19 protein-coding genes are annotated in these 17,363 nt (G+C 62.7%); 12 read left to right on the forward strand and 7 right to left on the reverse strand.

The features are described from left to right. Positions 1 to 85 precede the first annotated feature (85 nt). Together bhcD and O3306_RS08055 are read left to right on the forward strand one after the other, a co-directional pair. The gene (gene bhcD / locus O3306_RS08050) at positions 86 to 1,051 is read left to right on the forward strand and encodes an iminosuccinate reductase BhcD (RefSeq protein ID WP_272005469.1); all 966 of its coding nucleotides are present in this window, start codon (positions 86 to 88) and stop codon (positions 1,049 to 1,051) included. A gap of 287 nt (positions 1,052 to 1,338) precedes the next feature. Continuing rightward, the gene (locus O3306_RS08055; RefSeq protein ID WP_272005472.1) at positions 1,339 to 1,845 is read left to right on the forward strand and encodes an AmiS/UreI family transporter; all 507 of its coding nucleotides are present in this window, start codon (positions 1,339 to 1,341) and stop codon (positions 1,843 to 1,845) included. A gap of 9 nt (positions 1,846 to 1,854) precedes the next feature. Here O3306_RS08055 and O3306_RS08060 read toward each other — a convergent pair whose 3' ends face one another. The 4 genes from O3306_RS08060 to puuE all read right to left on the reverse strand — a co-directional run bounded on the left by O3306_RS08060 (position 1,855) and on the right by puuE (position 6,142). Next, positions 1,855 to 2,601, reverse strand: coding sequence for a sulfite exporter TauE/SafE family protein (locus O3306_RS08060; RefSeq protein WP_272005475.1), 747 nt, complete (start codon positions 2,599 to 2,601; stop codon positions 1,855 to 1,857). Positions 2,602 to 2,731: 130 nt separating this feature from the next. Next, positions 2,732 to 4,174 carry a nucleobase:cation symporter-2 family protein gene (locus tag O3306_RS08065; RefSeq protein ID WP_272005479.1) on the reverse strand — a complete coding sequence of 481 codons (1,443 nt, stop codon included), beginning with the start codon at positions 4,172 to 4,174 and terminating at the stop codon, positions 2,732 to 2,734. Between the two features lie 73 nt (positions 4,175 to 4,247). Then, the gene (locus tag O3306_RS08070; protein WP_272005481.1) at positions 4,248 to 4,733 is read right to left on the reverse strand and encodes an ureidoglycolate lyase; all 486 of its coding nucleotides are present in this window, start codon (positions 4,731 to 4,733) and stop codon (positions 4,248 to 4,250) included. Further along, positions 4,730 to 6,142: an allantoinase PuuE gene (gene puuE / locus O3306_RS08075; RefSeq protein WP_272005484.1), complete on the reverse strand. Its 1,413-nt coding sequence runs from the start codon at positions 6,140 to 6,142 to the stop codon at positions 4,730 to 4,732. Before puuE ends, O3306_RS08070 begins: the two co-directional genes overlap by 4 nt. Before the next feature lie 142 nt (positions 6,143 to 6,284). Here puuE and uraH point away from each other — a divergent pair, with 142 nt between their 5' ends. After that, complete coding sequence (uraH, locus tag O3306_RS08080) at positions 6,285 to 6,638, forward strand: hydroxyisourate hydrolase (RefSeq protein WP_272005577.1); 354 nt, start codon at positions 6,285 to 6,287, stop codon at positions 6,636 to 6,638. A gap of 12 nt (positions 6,639 to 6,650) precedes the next feature. On the opposite strand, the gene O3306_RS08085 is transcribed toward uraH, so the two are convergent. After that, a complete protein-coding gene (locus O3306_RS08085) occupies positions 6,651 to 7,571 on the reverse strand; it encodes a LysR family transcriptional regulator (protein ID WP_272005487.1) in 921 nt (306 codons plus the stop codon). A gap of 142 nt (positions 7,572 to 7,713) precedes the next feature. Between O3306_RS08085 and O3306_RS08090 the strand changes: the two genes are divergently transcribed. Next, positions 7,714 to 8,949: a urate hydroxylase PuuD gene (locus tag O3306_RS08090; protein ID WP_272005490.1), complete on the forward strand. Its 1,236-nt coding sequence runs from the start codon at positions 7,714 to 7,716 to the stop codon at positions 8,947 to 8,949. Between the two features lie 26 nt (positions 8,950 to 8,975). Beyond that, the gene (locus O3306_RS08095; protein ID WP_272005492.1) at positions 8,976 to 9,779 is read left to right on the forward strand and encodes an aspartate dehydrogenase; all 804 of its coding nucleotides are present in this window, start codon (positions 8,976 to 8,978) and stop codon (positions 9,777 to 9,779) included. Positions 9,780 to 9,818: 39 nt separating this feature from the next. Here O3306_RS08095 and O3306_RS08100 read toward each other — a convergent pair whose 3' ends face one another. Further along, positions 9,819 to 11,093 carry a flavin-containing monooxygenase gene (locus tag O3306_RS08100; RefSeq protein ID WP_272005495.1) on the reverse strand — a complete coding sequence of 425 codons (1,275 nt, stop codon included), beginning with the start codon at positions 11,091 to 11,093 and terminating at the stop codon, positions 9,819 to 9,821. A 272-nt stretch (positions 11,094 to 11,365) separates the two neighbouring features. Between O3306_RS08100 and O3306_RS08105 the strand changes: the two genes are divergently transcribed. The 7 genes from O3306_RS08105 (at position 11,366) to argE (ending at position 16,314) form a co-directional block, all read left to right on the forward strand. Continuing rightward, positions 11,366 to 12,511, forward strand: a complete 1,146-nt coding sequence (locus O3306_RS08105) for an aromatic ring-hydroxylating oxygenase subunit alpha (RefSeq protein ID WP_272005498.1) — start codon at positions 11,366 to 11,368, stop codon at positions 12,509 to 12,511. Positions 12,512 to 12,570: 59 nt separating this feature from the next. After that, the gene (locus O3306_RS08110; protein WP_272005500.1) at positions 12,571 to 12,999 is read left to right on the forward strand and encodes a RidA family protein; all 429 of its coding nucleotides are present in this window, start codon (positions 12,571 to 12,573) and stop codon (positions 12,997 to 12,999) included. Further along, the gene (locus O3306_RS08115; protein WP_272005503.1) at positions 12,996 to 13,670 is read left to right on the forward strand and encodes a DUF1028 domain-containing protein; all 675 of its coding nucleotides are present in this window, start codon (positions 12,996 to 12,998) and stop codon (positions 13,668 to 13,670) included. The genes O3306_RS08110 and O3306_RS08115 overlap by 4 nt, the downstream gene beginning before the upstream one ends. Before the next feature lie 30 nt (positions 13,671 to 13,700). Further along, complete coding sequence (locus tag O3306_RS08120) at positions 13,701 to 13,877, forward strand: aldehyde dehydrogenase family protein (RefSeq protein WP_272005580.1); 177 nt, start codon at positions 13,701 to 13,703, stop codon at positions 13,875 to 13,877. A gap of 22 nt (positions 13,878 to 13,899) precedes the next feature. Further along, positions 13,900 to 14,862 carry a LysR family transcriptional regulator gene (locus O3306_RS08125; protein WP_272005505.1) on the forward strand — a complete coding sequence of 321 codons (963 nt, stop codon included), beginning with the start codon at positions 13,900 to 13,902 and terminating at the stop codon, positions 14,860 to 14,862. A gap of 79 nt (positions 14,863 to 14,941) precedes the next feature. Then, the gene (locus tag O3306_RS08130) at positions 14,942 to 15,175 is read left to right on the forward strand and encodes a hypothetical protein (protein ID WP_272005582.1); all 234 of its coding nucleotides are present in this window, start codon (positions 14,942 to 14,944) and stop codon (positions 15,173 to 15,175) included. Then, entirely contained in the window at positions 15,172 to 16,314 is a 1,143-nt protein-coding gene (gene argE / locus O3306_RS08135) for an acetylornithine deacetylase (protein WP_272005507.1), read from the forward strand. The genes O3306_RS08130 and argE overlap by 4 nt, the downstream gene beginning before the upstream one ends. Positions 16,315 to 16,359: 45 nt before the next feature. On the opposite strand, the gene O3306_RS08140 is transcribed toward argE, so the two are convergent. Further along, positions 16,360 to 17,346, reverse strand: coding sequence for a mechanosensitive ion channel family protein (locus tag O3306_RS08140; RefSeq protein WP_272005509.1), 987 nt, complete (start codon positions 17,344 to 17,346; stop codon positions 16,360 to 16,362). Between the last annotated feature and the right edge of the window lie 17 nt (positions 17,347 to 17,363).

Here is a 17,363-nt window from a genome sequence, read left to right on the forward strand (position 1 = left end):
TTCGCGGCGCACAGGCGCGCCGCGATCCGTCGGGGGCCCTGCCCCGGCCCCCCGGAGTAGTTTCCCAAAGAAGAAAGCCCGAAAGATGCTGATCGTTCCCGAACGTGAAATCGCCGACCTGATGACCAGAGGCGCCGCATTTGACGCCGTCGAAGGGGTCTTTGCCGCAATGGCATCGCAGGACGCCTACAACTTTCCGGTGATCCGCGAGGCGATCGGGCACGAGGATGCGCTTTATGGCTTCAAGGGCGGATTTGACAAGGCGGGCATGGCGCTGGGGCTGAAGGCCGGGGGCTACTGGCCGAACAACCTCGAAAAGCACGGTATCATCAACCACCAGTCCACGGTGTTCCTGTTCGATCCGGACACTGGCCGAGTCCGCGCGATGGTTGGCGGCAACCTGTTGACCGCATTGCGCACGGCGGCGGCGTCTTCGGTTTCGATCAAGCATCTGGCGCGCGAGGATGCCCGCGTCATCGGCATGATCGGCGCGGGCCATCAGGCCACGTTCCAGTTGCGCGCGGCACTGGAGCAGCGCACCTTCGATAAGGTCATCGGCTGGAATTTCCACCCAGAGATGCTGCCCAACCTGCAAAAGGTCGCCGACGAGGCGGGGCTGCCCTTCGAGGCGGTCGAGCTGGACGGGCTGCGCGCGGCCGATGTGCTGATTTCCATCACGTCGTCATTTGACGCGATCCTGAAGGCCGATCAGGTCAGCCCCGGCACCCATATCGCCTGCATGGGCACCGACACGAAGGGCAAGCAGGAGGTCGATCCGGCGCTGCTGGCGCGGGCCACGGTCTTTACCGACGAGGTGGCGCAATCGGTCAGCATCGGCGAGGCGCAGCACGCAATCGCGGCGGGGCTGATCACCGAGGCCGATGTGCATCAGCTGGGCGCGGTGATCAACGGCACCCATACCGGACGCGGATCAGAGGATGAGATCACCCTGTTCGATGGCACCGGCGTGGGCCTGCAGGATCTGGCGGTTGCCGCCAGCGTCGTGGAACTGGCGGTGCAGAAGGGCATCACCATCGAGGTCGATTTCTGATCGAGCGGGCCGGGTTTTACGGCCCCGACATCGGAAACGACAGGATTGGTCGCCGAAATCCGGGCATTCCCCCCGAGAGCGACCAACGGCAGGTCTGTGAACCTCTCCCTTATCGCAGGCCTGTCCGCCCTCCCTGCCCGGCCCCCGGCGCGACGGAGAGCTTTCGCAAAAATTCCAATATGCAGCTTTTTGCAAAACCATGTAGAACACGCATAGGCCACACCCGCATTTTCGCATTATTGTGGCCGCAGGCTATTGCCGGAACGGCTTGAAGGAAGGACTGAACCATGTTGCTGGGCTTGGCGCTGCTTTATGTCGGGGCCGTCCTCTTTCTCAACGGTCTGTGGCAATGCGACAAGATCGCAAGCCGCGAGATAATCGTGATCAATCTGGTTGTGGCCGGCCTCTCTTTTCTGGTGGCGGTGCATAGCGCCATCCTGGCCGACAGTATCGACGGTGTCCGCGCGGCCGCGATGACGCTGCTTTTTGCCATCACCTATCTATGGGTTGCCTATAACCAGATCTACGATTGCGACGAGCGGGGATTGGGGTGGTTCAGCTTTTTCGTGGCCATCACCGTGCTGCCCATGGCGGTGGTCGGACTTGGCACGGCAAACGGGCTGATGGACGTCTGGCTCGGGCTTTGCTGGGCGGGCTGGGCGGTGCTGTGGTTTCTCAACTTCCTGCGGCATGTCGGGCGCTGGCCGATCAAGCGCGTGACCGGGATCATCACTTCGTTTCTCGGCATCACTACTGGCTGGATGCCCGGGCTGGCGCTGCTCTGGGGCTATTGAGCCGCAGGGTCAGAACAGCCGGGCAAAGAACACCGCGCTCATGCCAAAGCCGATGGCCGCGATCAGTCCGCGCAGCACCGGCATCGGAATGATCCGCGCCAGCGGCGCCCCGGCATAGCCCCCGGCGGTCGAGGCGATCATCATCACGATTGCCTGGTGCCACTCGACAAGGCCCGCCACGGCAAAGGTTGCCACCGAAATGCCCGACAGGGCGAAAGAGAGCCCGTTCTTCAATCCGTTCATCTGGTGCAGGTTCGACATCCCCCAGAGTGAAAAGAGCGCCAGCAGGACAATCCCCAGCCCGCCGTTGAAATAGCCACCATAGACGCTGACCGCGAAGAGCCCGGCACTGCCGTAAGGCGTCACCGAGCGCGATTTGGCCGCCGCCCAGGCCCGGATCGGCCCCCCAAAGAGAAACACCAGCGTCGCACCGAGCAGCAGGACCGGCACAACCACGGAAAACGCCGCGTCTGACGAGACCAGCAGCAGCAGACTGCCCAGCAGCGCGCCCGCCAATGTCACCAGTGTCAGGCGGATCAGAAGCGCGCGGTCGAAAGCGCGCATTTCGGGCAGAAACCCAAGCGCGCCGCTGGCATAGCCCGGAAAGACCGCGACCGCGCTGGTGGCGTTGGCCGCCACTGGCGGCACACCGGTAAAGATCAGGGCCGGCAAGGTCAGGAAAGTGCCGCCCCCCGCTATGGTGTTAAGCGCGCCGGCGCCGAAGCCCGCGAGGATCAGGACGATGAGATCGAACATGGGCATACACCACCAAAAGGGACGCGGGCGCGTCATCGCCTGCGCCCGTCTTGTTCAGCCTTTCGCGCAGCGGGTCAACCCGCCCTGCTATCGGCCATATCGGTGGCGAGGGCGGATGGGAGAGGTGATTTCAGGAACGGTGGTCCTTGACCAGTTCGCCGTCGCCGTGACCGGCCAAACCGCCAGAGACTTCATCGGTGGCCTCGTCCGACAGGTCTTCGGGCAGGATCAGGTTCAGGACGATGGCGATCAGGGCCGCAGGCAGCAGACCGCTGGTCAGCAGGATACGCGCGGTATCCGGCAGATATTGAACCGCCTTGGGATCAAGCTGCAAACCCAGACCGATTGACAGGGCAATCGCGAAGATCACCATGTTGCGCCGGTTCCACTTCACATCCGACAGCATCGAGATACCCGCGGCCACGACCATGCCGAACATCACGATAACGCCACCGCCCAGAACCTCGATCGGGATGGTGCGGATCACGGCGCCCACCTTGGGGATCATGCCGCAGACGATCAGGAAGATCGCACCGATCGTCACCACATGGCGGCTCATCACGCCGGTCATGGCAATGAGGCCGACATTCTGGGAAAACGAGGTGTTGGGGAAGCCGCCAAAGACGCCTGCAACCGCGCTGCCGAGACCGTCGGCATAGGTCGCGCCGGTGATCTCCGCCTCGGTAGCCTCGCGCCCCGCGCCACCCTTGGTGATGCCCGATACGTCACCCACGGTTTCAACCGCGGATACAAAGGCCATCAGGCAGAAGCCGACGATTGCGGCAAAGCTCAGCTCGAAGCCGTATTTGAACGGGATCGGAAAGGCGACCGGGGCCGCGCTGTTCCAGCTTGAGGCGATGCCTTCGAAGGTCACCATGCCCATGATCAGGGCATAGAGATAACCGACAAGGATTCCGATCACGACGGCAGAGACCGCGAGCATGCCGCGCCCGTAGAATTTCAGCCCGAGCGTCACGAGGACCACGACCAGCGCGGCGGACCAGTTCAGCAAGGAGCCATATTCAGGCTGGTTGATCGCAGGCACGCCACCGGCAGAATACTGGATACCGACCTTGACCAGCGCCAGACCGATCATGGTGACCACAAGCCCCGTGACCAGCGGCGGCAGGGCAAAGCGGATCTTGCCGATGAAGGTGGCGATGAAGGTGTGGAACAGGCCACCGATGACGACACCGCCAAAGAGGGCCGGCAGCGCCTCGACGCCCTTGCCCGCGACGAGCGGGATCATGATCGGAATGAAGGCAAAGCTGGTGCCCTGCACGACCGGCAGGCGTGCCCCCACGGGACCGAAGCCGATGGTCTGAAACAGGGTCGCGATCCCGGCGAACAGCATCGACATCTGGATCAGGTAGGTCATGTCAGGAAAGTTCTGCGCGCCCGCGTCAGAGCCGAAACCAAACCCCGCAGCCCCCGCGATGATGATCGCCGGCGTGACGTTCGACACGAACATTGCCAGCACGTGCTGAATCCCCAGAGGGATGGCACGGTGGAGCGCCGGTGTATAATCCGGATCCCGGAGCTGTTCTGGCGTCCCGATGGAAGTATCTGCCATTGGCTGGGTTCCTTCCCTGTTCGCTGTGACGCGCTGACCGCCCGCCGCCATATTGGTCAATCGTCGGAAACGGTCATTCTTCGATCATATAGCATGTTTCGAACCAGTGTTCTTCCAAGTTTGCGCCATCGCCGATGCGGTCGATCACTGCAAAAAGGCCCGGCTCTGACAGAGGGGTCAGAACGCCGTGCCATGTGCCCCGGTGAAAATTGATCGCCTGCCCCGGCTCGGTCAAAAACGCGCGCGGATTTTTCGGCACTCCGCCATCATCTTCGGCCACGACCACCAGAAAGGGATCGGCCGACATCGGCACGAAAGCCTGACTGCCCTCGGGGTGCCGCTCGACCATTTTCAGCGGCAGTGGCAGCGTTTCCTTCTCGCCCTTGAAAATGCTGATACCGGCGCGGCCATCGGAGAAATCGAGGCGCGCGCGGTCGTGGAAGCGGGCACATCTGCCCTGATTGATCAGTTTTTCCGGGTTGCCCGTGGCCTGAATTACGTCGCCGTAAGGCGCCAGTGCCTCGGCGGTCAGCGGTTCGGTCTTGATCCGTATCGTCATGCCGAAAACTTCTCCAACAGGCGCAGTTGCGCGATGCGCTCGACCTGACGGCAGGCCTCGGCGAATTCGGTGTCGCGGTCATTGTCGATCCGGCGGCGGAACGCCTCCATGATTGAGGCCTTGGTGTTGTCGCGCACCGCGATGATGAACGGGAAGCCGAATTTCGACGTGTAGGCGTCATTCAGGGCGGTAAAACTCGCGCGTTCCTCGTCGGTCAACTCGTTCAGGCCGACCGATGCCTGTTCGGCGGTCGATTCAGCCGTCAGGCGCTTGGCCTCGGCCAGTTTGCCAGCCAGATCGGGATGTGCGGTCAGCACGCCCAGCCGCTTGTCGGCGTCGGCGCTGCGGAACACCCGGGTCAGGGCCTGATGCACACCCATGGCGGTGTCATGGGTTGGCCCCAGTTCAAGGTCATAGGCGCCATCGGCGATCCACGGGCTATGCTCGAAGATGCAGCCGAATTCGGCAACGAAGGTTTCGCGGTCCATCTCGGAGGCGCGCATCTGGCGCAGGGGCGGGTTTTGCGATGCCCAGTGTTCGGCAATCTGCAACCGCGTCGCGAACCAGACGCCCTTGTGCGATTTGAAATGTTCCAGTGCCCGGCGCAACGCGGCGGCCCGCCCTGGACGCCCGACGATGCGGCAATGCAACCCGATGGACAGCATCTTGGGCTGCCCAGCGCATCCTTCCTCGTAGAGGTAGTCAAAACTGTCCTTGAGGTAGGATTCGAACTGCTCGCCATTGGTAAAGCCCGCCTGGATGCCGAACCGCATGTCATTGCAGTCCATCGTGTAGGGCACGATCAGCTGGTCGCGGCCGCCTGTGCGCACCCAGTAGGGCAGATCATCGCCATAGCTGTCGGCGACATAGGCGAACTGACCTGTCTCTGCCGCCAGCCGCACGGTGTTGTTGGAGCAGCGCCCGGTATACCAGCCGCGCGGCGCCGCGCCCGTCACTTCAGTGTGCAGGCGGATCGCTTCTGCGATCTGCGCGCGCTCCTCGGCTTCGGGCATGTCCTTGTGCTCGACCCATTTCAGGCCGTGGCTGGCGATTTCCCAGCCCGAGGCCTGCATCGCAGCGACCTGTTCGGGCGCACGCGCCAGCGCGGTGGCAACGCCGTAGACTGTGATCGGCAGATCGCCCAACATGCGATGCACACGCCAGAAACCGGCGCGCGATCCATATTCATAGAGCGTTTCCATGTTCCAGTGACGTTGCCCCGGCCAGGGCTGCGCCCCGGTGATTTCCGACAGGAACGCCTCGGAGGCGGCATCACCGTGAAGGATGTTGTTTTCGCCACCCTCTTCGTAGTTCAACACAATCTGCACGGCGATCTTTGCACCGTTCGGCCAATTGGCGGCGGGCGGCGTAGCGCCGTATCCTGTCATGTCACGCGGGTATCTGGTCACTGTTCGTCCTCCTGGGTGGGATGATTGTATTTCAAAACAATCTGTTTGTTTTTCAAAAAAATCGGTAAGGAGCCTTAAACCTGTCAGGGTTTGCGTCAATCATGCAGAGTTGAGACATTGCCGAAAACCCATGGAGAATCTCATGTCTGGCTATCTGACCACCCATGTTCTTGATACTGCGCGCGGCTGCCCTGCCGAAGGACTTTCGATCGAGCTATATCGCATTGATGGGACGGAGCGGACTCACCTGAAAACCCTTGTTACCAATGATGACGGCCGGACCGATGCGCAGATCCTGCCGTCAGCAGAGTTTCGGACCGGGAGCTATGAACTGGTGTTTCATGCCGGTGATTACCTGGACCGGACCGGCGTTGCCCCCGAAAACCCGCGCTTTCTGGATGTGATCCCGCTGCGCTTTGGCATGTCCGAGGAAGTGCATTATCATGTGCCATTGCTGCTGTCGCCGTTCGGTTACTCGACCTATCGCGGCAGCTAAAACGTTTCGCCTTTAACCCTCGGGTCCGGTCACCTTGATGACGTCGCGGATCCGCTCGATCACGAACTCCATGAACAGCCGCGTCTTGGGATCCTGGTGGCGACGGTGGGTAAAGAGGCACGCCATCTGGATCGGCTCGGGCGGCGTATCTTCCGCGACCACGACCAGCGCGCCCGACGCCAGATGGTCGGCAACCTCGAAGACGGGTTTCAGCGAGATTCCGTGCCCGGCCAGCGCCCAGTCCACCAGAACGTCACCGTCATCGCATTCATAGCGTCCGAGCGCGCGGTAGCGCTTGGGGCCCTCCGGGGTCATCAGCGGCCACTGGAATTCTGTCGCGCCAGGATAGCGCAGGTTGAGGCATTCATGCTTGCCCTTGTCCAGATCGTCGCCGCTGCGCGGATGCCCGTGGGCCTTGATATAGTCCGGCGAAGCGCACAGCACCCGCTGCACATCGGCAATCTTCTTGATCCGCAGGTTGCTGTCCTCGGGCTGGCCAAGGAAAAACGCCAGATCCAGCCCCTCGGTGGTCAGGTCAACCTTGCGGTCGGTCAGGCGCAGACGCACGCTGACCTCGGGGTATTTCGCCAGAAATGCAGACACTTGCGGTGCGATCAGGCGGCGGCCCACGCCCAGCGGTGCCGCCACATAAAGCGATCCGCGCGGCTGGTCGGTGATATTGACGACCTGGGCCTCGGCGGCTTCGACCGCTTCCAGCACCTGGCACGCACCACCGTAAAATGCCACGCCCTGCTCGGTCGCGGTCAGGTTCCGGGTGGTCCGCTGAAACAGCCGCACACCCAGATGCGATTCGAGCTGCGAAATCCGCGACGAGGTGACGGCGGGCGAAATCCGCAGGTCGCGCCCGGCGGCCGACATGCTGCCCAATTCGTAAACGCGGACAAAAGTGCGGATATTGTCAAAATAGGACATGATTGTGTGCCGCCTTGTGCCGTTTCGCTCTATGCTAATCTGCTTTCTTCTGCTTTTTTTGATACAGCTTGGGCATTTAGGGCGATACCAAAAAAGATGATTTCCGCCTAGTCAGGCCGCAGCGAAAATTGGGAGGCGTAACATGTATGATTTAGCCGTCATGTGGGACTGGGCGGGATTTGCCGTGCGATGGCTGCATGTCGTTACCGCGATGGCCTGGATCGGCGCGTCATTTTACTTCATCGCCCTTGATCTGGGGTTGGTAAAGGCCCCTAACCTGCCCACCGGGGCCTCTGGCGAAGAATGGCAGGTACATGGCGGCGGGTTCTACCACATCCAGAAATATCTGGTCGCGCCAGAGCACATGCCCGAACATCTCGTCTGGCACAAATGGCAAAGTTACGCGACATGGCTATCCGGTGCGGCGCTGTTGATGATTGTCTACTGGGTCGGCGGAGAGCTGTATCTGCTTGATCCCACCAAGGCCGATCTGGCGTTGTGGCAGGGCATCGTGATCTCGGGCGGATCGCTGACCATCGGCTGGATCGCATATGATTTCCTGTGCAAATCCAAGCTGGGCGAGACGCCGACCGTACTGATGCTGCTGCTGTTCGTGATCCTGACGGTCATGTCCTGGGGCTATAACGAGATTTTCACCGGCCGCGCCGCGCTGCTGCATCTGGGGGCCTTCACCGCCACGATCATGACCGCGAACGTGTTTTTCATCATCATGCCAAACCAGCATATCGTGGTGAAAGACCTGCAGGAAGGCCGCACGCCGGATCCGAAATACGGCAAGATCGCCAAGCTGCGCTCGACCCACAACAACTACCTGACGCTGCCGGTCATCTTCCTGATGCTCAGCAACCATTACCCGCTGGCCTTCGCGACGGAATATAGCTGGATCATCGCCAGCCTGATCTTCCTCACAGGTGTCACCATTCGGCATTATTTCAACACCCTGCACGCCACCGGCAAGGGGCCGCACTGGACGTGGGCCGTGACCGTGCTGCTGATGGTGCTGATCGCGTGGCTGTCGACCGCGTCGATGCTGGACAACTATGACGACGCCGAGGCGCGAGAGCTGACCCCCTATGAACAGCAGTTCGCTTCGGCTCCGGGGTTCGAGGATGCCTATGACATCGTGCTGGGCAACTGTTCGATGTGCCATGCCCGCGAACCGGCCTGGGATGGCATTCGCTGGCCGCCCAAGGGCGTCGTGCTGGAGACCGAGAGTGACGTGGCGCGGCACGCGAAGATGATCTTTCTTCAGGCCGGCGCGAGCCACGCCATGCCACCACCCAACGCGATCCGTACCATGACGGACGAGAACCGCGCCGCCATCATCACCTGGTTCCGCCAAGCATCGGCGGAGTAAGACAGCACCACGGCAAGGATCGAGACATGCATCTGGGATTGATCGGATACGGCAATATCGCAGCCGCCCTGATCGAACGGCTCACACCGTCGCAGGTGAGGCAGGTCACCGCGCTGATCCGGCCTGCCTCGGACGCGGCGGAACGTCATGCGGCACAGCCCCTGAAGGGCGCGCCGCCGGTCCGCTTTGTCACCAGCCTTGAGGCATTGACTGACGCGCGTCCGCAACTGATCGTGGAATGTGCGGGCCATGCGGCCTTGCGCGACCATGGGCCAGCCCTGTTGCGGGCGGGGCATGACATGGTGATCGCCTCGCTCGGCGCGCTGGCCGATTCACAGTTTCAAGAGCAAATGGACACCGCTGCCCGCGAGGGAAAGGCGCGTATCATCCTGCCCAGCGGGGCCATCGGCGGACTGGACCTGCTGCGCGGCGTTGCGCTGTCGGGCAAGGTTGAGGTGAGTTATACCGGGCGCAAGCCGCCGCAGGCGTGGAAGGGATCACCAGCAGAGGATGCGGTGAATCTGGATCGGCTGGAGGAAGCGGCCACGTTTTTCACCGGCAGCGGGCGTCAGGCAGCACTGCAATATCCCAAGAACGCCAATGTGGTGGCGGCGCTGGCGCTGGCAGGTGCGGGTTTCGACACGATGCGCGTCGCGCTGGTGGCCGATCCGGCGGCGCAGGGCAACCAGCACGCCTACGAGGTCGTCTCGCCGCTCTGCCGCTACCAGATGCAGATCGACGCCACCGGGTCGGCGGGAAATGCGCGCACCTCTGCGACGACGGTTCTCAGCATCCTGCAAGAGATCACGACCTACCGCGCCACTCTCTGACACCGCCCCTGCCCCGCTCCGGCTCAGGGACGGTGCCGGTCAGGCGTCAACCATCGCATCAGAGGTCGATGGCTCGTATTCCAGATAGGTCTGCTGGGTTGCGATATGATCGGCCACGAATTTGGCGTCGTGCCATACCCCCCAGATGAAAGATGAGCCGCGCCGCGATTGCCAGGGCAATCCGATGAAATAGACGCCCGGCTCGGTCGACACGCCGCGCCGGTGATCGGGCTTGCCAGTCTCGTCGAACGCGTCCACCTCCAACCAGCTGTAATCGAGCGCGAAACCGGTGGCCCAGATCACAGACGTGACGCCAGCCGCCGCCAGATCAAGCTCTCGGATGGGGTTGGTCAGGCAATCAGGGTCCGGCCACTTCTTGCGGGCTTCTGGTTCTTCGGGCAAGTCGAGCCCGTTGCGCGCGATATAGGCGTCGGCCTCGTCCAGCACGGAGTGGTAATTGGCGTCGCCCTTGGCCACGTTATCCACCAGATCGTCAGCGAACTGCAGCTTGCCATCCGAATAGCCAGCCGTCAGGCCGACCAGTTGCATGCCGCCCGCGGCAAAGCGGCGAAAATCGACCGTCTTGCCACCATTGGCGCCGCTCACTGCAATCGTCACATGTTCTGTCCCCGGCCCCGGTGTCTGCATGTCCCATTTACCCAGAACACCCAGCCACCACACGAAATCGCGGTTGCGATAGCGACGCGGCGGACGGTCATGCGGGCCGACCGACAGATAGACCTGCCGCCCGGAATTCATCAGCTCTTCGGCGATCTGCGCGCCCGACGACCCCGCCCCCACGACCATCACCGCCCCTTCAGGCAGCTGATCGGGGTTGCGGTAGGCGTTCGAGTGAATTTGCAGCAGATTTGCCTCAGCCGGGATGATGGGCGGAAAGACCGGGCGTTGGAACGGCCCGGTGGCGGCGACCACGTTCTGCGCCTCGATCGGCCCCTCGGACGTTTCGACGCGAAAGCCGCGTTGCCCGGTCAACCGCTTGACCGATTTGACCTCGACACCGCAGCGGACCGGGGCCGCGATCTTCCTGGCATAATCGACGAAGTAATCGGCAACGCCCTCCTTGGGGACAAAACCGTCGGCGTCGATATCGGGAAATTCCAACCCGGGAAACCGGTCATGCCACGCGGGGCCATTGGCCACCAGACTGTCCCAGCGCGCCGTGCGCCAGCGTTCGGCGATGCGATCACGCTCCAGAACCAGGTGAGAGATGCCGTTGTTGCTCAGGTGCTCGCTCATCGCGACACCGGCCTGCCCGGCCCCCACGACGAGTGTGTTAGTCTTTTCAACCGGCATCCCTGCGCCCCTTTTTCCATATCCATTGCGCCCGTTCGCGGACCCTTCCAGCGACATTAGTTGCTGATCCGTCGCGCGGAAAATACGAAATGGTTCAGCATTGATTAGCCTTTCCCTACTGTCGCCAAGGGCGACCTTCCGCCACGCAAACGCGGGCAGCTTAGGCAGGCTCTAATCGGGGCTGAGGGAGTCTCTACTTTCGGCCCCACCACCAAACATGAAACTGTTCGCGCATCTGCCCCCTTCGGGGCCCGTCAGGATGGAGGTTTCTCATGGCCAAGGATATTATCGACTCCACCGCCACGAAGGCGCTGCGCGAGGCCGCCGGCATCCCCTTCGAAAATGCCCGCGCCATGCCGCCCGAGGTCTACACCTCGGAGGCGTTCGCAGAGCTGGAACTGGACCAGATCTTTCGCAAGGACTGGTATTGCGTCGGTCGCGCCACCGCCCTGCCCGAACCCGGAGATTACGTGACCTGCGATCTGGCTGGTCAACCGGTCATGGTGCTGCGGGACAAGGATGGCGTGCTGCGGGCGCAATCCAATGTCTGCCTACACCGCATGTCCACCCTGCTGGAGGGGCGCGGACGCATTCGCAGCATCGTCTGCCCCTACCACGCCTGGACCTACAACCTGGATGGAACGCTGCGCGGCGCGCCCGCGATGACTCTCAATCAGGGATTCTGCAAGGAGGGGTACCGCCTGCCGCAACTGCGCTGCGAGGAATGGCTGGGTTGGGTATTCGTCACGCTGAACGCGGACGCCGCCCCCGTCAAAGAGCGGCTGGCCGAGGTCGAGACGCTGATCGAGGGTTACGACATGACCCGCTATACCGAGGCGTTTTTCGAAGAACATGTCTGGGATACCAACTGGAAGGTGCTGGCCGAGAATTTCATGGAGAGCTACCATCTGCCGGTCTGTCACGCGGGCACCATCGGCGGGCTCAGCAAGCTGGACGAGATGGTCTGCGTGCCCGGACGGCCCGCCTTCAACTACCACACCATCCTCAAGGACGAAACACTGCGGATCGCGATGGCGCATCCCTCCAACACCCGGTTGAAGGGCGAGGAACGCCGCACCACGTTCCTGCTGGCGCTCTACCCCAGCCTGCTGATCACGCTCACGCCGGGGTATTTCTGGTATCTGTCGCTGCATCCGCGCGGTCCGGGACAGGTGCATATCCGCTTTGGTGGCGGCATGTCGGACGATTTCGCCGAGGATGCCGATGCGGCCCAGAACTTTGCCGATCTCAAGACGCTGCTGGGTGAGGTCAATGTCGAGGATCGCGGCTGTACCGAAAAAGTGTTCAACGGGCTGTCGTCGCAACTGGCGGCGCCGGGACATCTATCGCATCTGGAACGCCCGAACTATGATTTCGCGCAGTACCTGATGGGCCGCATCGACGGCGACGCGCCCTGAGTCCCGATGAAGCGGTCCCGCCGCTTCGATCATTCAAACTTCAATCCACGGAGCCATGCATGGCACATACGCGCATTCGCAAGTTCAACACCTCCGACACCTACCCCGAACAGAAGCTCGACAACGACCTGTGCCAGGCGGTCGTGACGCAAGGGGGCCGCACCGTCTGGCTGCGCGGGCAATGCCCGCAGAACCTCGATGATGCGCGCAACATCGACAGCCATGATCCGGTCGAGCAGACCCACAAGGTCATGCAGAACATCAAGCAATTGATCGAAGAAGCCGGCGGCGACATGTCCCATCTGGTCAAGGTTGTCGTCTACATCACCGATGTGCGCCACCGCGAGGCGGTCTACCGGACCATGGGCGAATATATCAAAGGCGTGCATCCGGTTTCGACGGGCCTTGTTGTGCAGGCGCTGGCGCGGCCCGAATGGCTGGTCGAGATCGACGGCACGGCGGTGATCCCCGAAGGGTATCAGGCATGACCTTCTCGCTGGTTGCCCGCTGCGCCGAGACCGGCATGTTCGGCGTCGCCATCTCGTCATCCTCGCCCGCCGTCGCGGCGCGTTGTTCCTATGCGCGCGCGGACGTGGGTACGGTGGCCTCGCAGAATGTCACCGACCCGACGCTGGGGCCGCTCACGCTCGACCTGATGCAGGGCGGCATGTCCGCGCCCGAGGCCATCGCCGAGGTGCAGCAGCGCGGCCGCTTCATCGAGTACCGTCAGGTTCTGGCGGTCGATGATCAGGGCCGCACGGCGATCCATTCGGGGCCCAATTCGCTGGGTATCTGGACGCAGGCGCAGGCTGAAAACGTGGCTTCGGGCGGCAACCTTCTGGCCAATGACGGCGTGCCGCAGGCCATCGTCGATGGCTATCTGGCGGCCACGGGCCATATCGGCGACCGGCTGATCGCGGCGATGCGCGCCGGGCTGGCGGCCGGGGGCGAGGCCGGGCCGGTACATTCGGCGGGTATGATGATCGTCGATAGCGTCGCATGGCCCGTGGCAGACCTGCGCTGCGACTGGACCGAGACCTGCCCGATAGAGGCCATCGCCACCGCATGGGATGTCTACAAACCCCAGCTTGACGCCTACATCCAGCGCGCCCTTGATCCACGCCAGGCCCCCTCATACGGGGTTCCGGGTGACGACTGACGCGGCCCGCGAACTGCACGAGCTGACGCGCTGCGGATGGCCGATGCGCTGCATGTCGGGACGGTATCGGTCAGCACGGTCGATGCCCTGCCGGCGCAAACCCTGTTCGGCGGGATGACGCAATCGGGCTTTGGACGCGATCTTTTCTTGCATTCTCTTGAGAAATATACCGCACTCAAGACAACATGGATCAAGTACACACCCTGACCGCCCGAACAGAGCAAACGCGATGCTGAGGTTCACCCTGAGGCAGCTGGAATATTTCGTCGCCGTCGGCGAAGTGGGCAGCATTGCGCTGGCCTCGGAAAAGGTGAACGTGTCGTCACCGTCGATATCGGCCGCGATCAACCAGCTTGAGAAAGAGTTCGGCCTGCCGCTGTTCGTGCGGCAACACGCGCAGGGGCTGTCGCTGACGCTGGCCGGCAAGCAGATGATGCAGCAGGCCAAGCTGGTCCTGCAGGACGCCGAAGCGCTGGTCGATCTGGCGGGCGACATATCCGGCAGCATCCGCGGCCCGTTATCTGTTGGCTGTCTGCTGACTTTTGCGCAGGTCATGCTGCCGTCGCTGCGGGCCGGGTTCGAGCGGTTGCATCCCGAGGTTCGCATTCATCAGAACGAACTGGATCAGGCAGAGATCTTCAGCCGTCTGCGGCGGGCCGAGATCGACGTGGCGCTGACCTATGACCTTGATCTGCCCGGTGATCTGAAATTTCAGCCCATTGCCTCCTTGGCGCCCTATGCGATCCTGAATGCCGAACACCCGCTGGCGCAGCGCTCCGTCGTCACGATCAATGACCTGCTGCCCTATCCGATGGTGCTGCTGGACCTGCCGTTCAGCTCGGAATACTTTCTGTCGTTCTTTTCCCTGATCGGGGCCAAGCCCAATATCGGCGAACGCACCCGCGACATGGCGGTCATGCGTAGCCTCGTCGCCAACGGCTTTGGCTATTCCATCGCCAACATCCGGCCGCTGAACGATCTGTCTCCGGATGGCAAACAGCTGTATTTCGTGCCCCTCGCTGGCGACGTGCGCCCCATGCAGATGGGTATTCTGGCCTCGCCCGAGGCCGAAAACGTGAACGTGATCCGCGCCTTCATCGCCCATTGCAAGGCCGAGCATGCCGCAGGCCGGCTGCCGGGGATCGACACGCCTGCGGACAGACCCGGCAAACCGGGGTTAGGCCGCTCCTAATCTATGGTTCTGCAAGCGCAACTTTTTGCCCTCGGGCACAGTCGCTATCGTCCCCCGGAACTGATTGCAGGAGGCGAGATTGCGCGATTCCCGCTACGATATTCTGTTTGAGCCGATGACCAGCGGACCACTCACATCCAAGAACCGCTTTTACCAGGTGCCGCATTGCAATGGCGGCGGGTATCGCGACCCGTCTGCAGCCGCCGAGATGCGCGCGAACTGGACGGCGAGGATATCGGCGATGCCCTTCCCTTCCGGCGGGAAATCACCGAACTTGCCGCCGATTGACCCTGCGCAAAGGACCAAGCGATGACCGTCACGCTACAGGTGCTCGACCAGCTGGTTGGCTTTGATACGGTCAGCGCGAAATCCAACGCGCCGATCATCGACTATATCGAAGCGTTCCTGCGCGAGCGCGGTGCCCAAACCGCGCGCATCCCCGGCGGGGTCGAGGGCAAATGCGGCCTTTTCGCCCGGATCGGGCCGGTTGCGGGGGGCGGGATATTGCTGTCGGGACATACGGATGTCGTGCCGGTGGATGGTCAGGCCTGGACTCGCGCGCCCTTTGCGCTGGGGCGTGAGGGCGATCTGCTCTATGGGCGCGGCACGACGGATATGAAAGGCTACCTTGCCTGCATGCTTTACGCGGCTGACATGGCCGCCAAGGCGCGCTTGCGCGAACCGTTGAAGCTGGTGTTTTCCTATGACGAGGAAATCGGCTGTGTCGGCATCCAGCAGATGCTGCCCGCGCTGACGCCGCATCTGGCCGACCCCCGCGCCTGTTTCGTGGGCGAGCCGACATCGATGCAGATTGCCACCGGGCACAAGGGCAAGGCGGCGCTGCGTGCCGTCTGCCACGGGCAGAACGGCCATTCGGCCTTGGCCCCGAATTTCGTGAACGCGCTCTATCTGGCGGTCGATTTCATCCGTGAATTGCGCGATTTGCAGGGCTGGCTGACGGCGTTCGGCGCGCAGGATGCGGCTTACGGCGTGCCCTGCAGCACCGTGCATGTGGGCAAGCTGTCAGGCGGCACCGCGCTCAATATCGTGCCTGCAAGGGCCGAGTTGTTGTTCGAGTACCGCCACCTTGCCGCCGATGCGCCCGAGATGCTGATGCCCCGTATCCTTGAGGCCGCCGAAAACGCGACCGCGCCGCACCGCGATCAATGGCAGGGGGCCGGGATCGAGATCGACCGGTACAACGCCTATCCGGGGCTGGATGTGCCGGAGGACGCGGATATCACCCGTCTGGCGCAGGGCCTGTCGGGCACCGGCCTGACCAAGGTTGCCTTTGGCACCGAGGCGGGCGTGTTCCACGAACTGGGCCTGCCGGTGGTGGTCTGCGGGCCGGGATCAATGGCACAGGGCCATCAACCGGACGAGTATATCGAAGCCGGCCAGATCGCCGCCTGCGAAAAGATGATGCGAGAGATCGTCGACACCCTGACCTGACATGCAGGGGCGCCTCCCTCCCAACCGGACAGGAAGCGCCTCCGGTCAGGCCAGTTCAGGGCCGGACGCCACAGCATTGTTTGGTATGGCAGTGCGCATCGGCAGTTCGGCGCGCACCAGCTCTATCCGCCTGTGGGGGGCGATACTACCGGCGCGGCGCAGCGCGTCGTCGACGAGGCTGTAGAGCTCATCGCGGCAATCGACGTCACGGTCGAAACGCGAAATCCAATAGCGCAGGGCGTAGGTGATACCGCCCTCTTCATAGGCCAGCACCCGCACATCCGGGGCCGGGTCCTGCTGGATCAGTTTCGCCGATTTCATAGCCTCCAGCATGATCTTGCGCGCCTCACCGATCGGCATGGTGTGATCCAGCGTGATGCTGATCTGCGCGCGATAACTCGGCTTGGGGGCCGAATAGTTGGTGATGCGCTGGCGCGCGATCTCGCTGTTGGGCAGGATCATGTAGGCCGCATCGCGGGTCAGGATACGCGTGCTGCGCCAGCCGATCTCGATCACCTTGCCGCGTGCCAGCCCGTCGATGTCAATCCAGTCACCGATGCGGAACGGGCCTTCGACGCCCAGCGCGATCCCCGACAGCGTGTCGGCCACGACGTTCCGGATGGCAAAGCCCAGCATGGCGAGGATCAGGCCCGACCCGGCCAACGCCCCAACAGCACCCTGCCCCATGAACAGCGTCACCGTCGCCGTGAAGGCAACCAGAAACAGCAGCGCCGCGATCAGGTCCTTCAGCAGTTTCGGATAGGGCCGCCGACGGCTGGCGGTCTGGTCCAGCAACAGCGCCAGCACGCGGCTGGCCAGCCAGGCCGCCGCGAAATACGCGAGCCCGGTAATGCCGAGCGACAGCGTTTCATCCGTACCGAGATGATGAGCGATGTCAGATTGGAAGAGGATCAGACCCATGCTCAGCCCCATCAGGAGGAGCGGCCACAAGACCCGCCTTGCGTGTTGCCTGACGGTCATCGCCTTGATCCCCTGCGACTTGACGACACCGTGCCCATGCATGACGGGCATGCACCGATGTGGTCACG

The sequence above is a fragment of the Roseovarius sp. ZX-A-9 genome (assembly GCF_028369135.1).
In the GTDB taxonomy this organism is placed as follows: Bacteria; Pseudomonadota; Alphaproteobacteria; order Rhodobacterales; family Rhodobacteraceae; genus Roseovarius.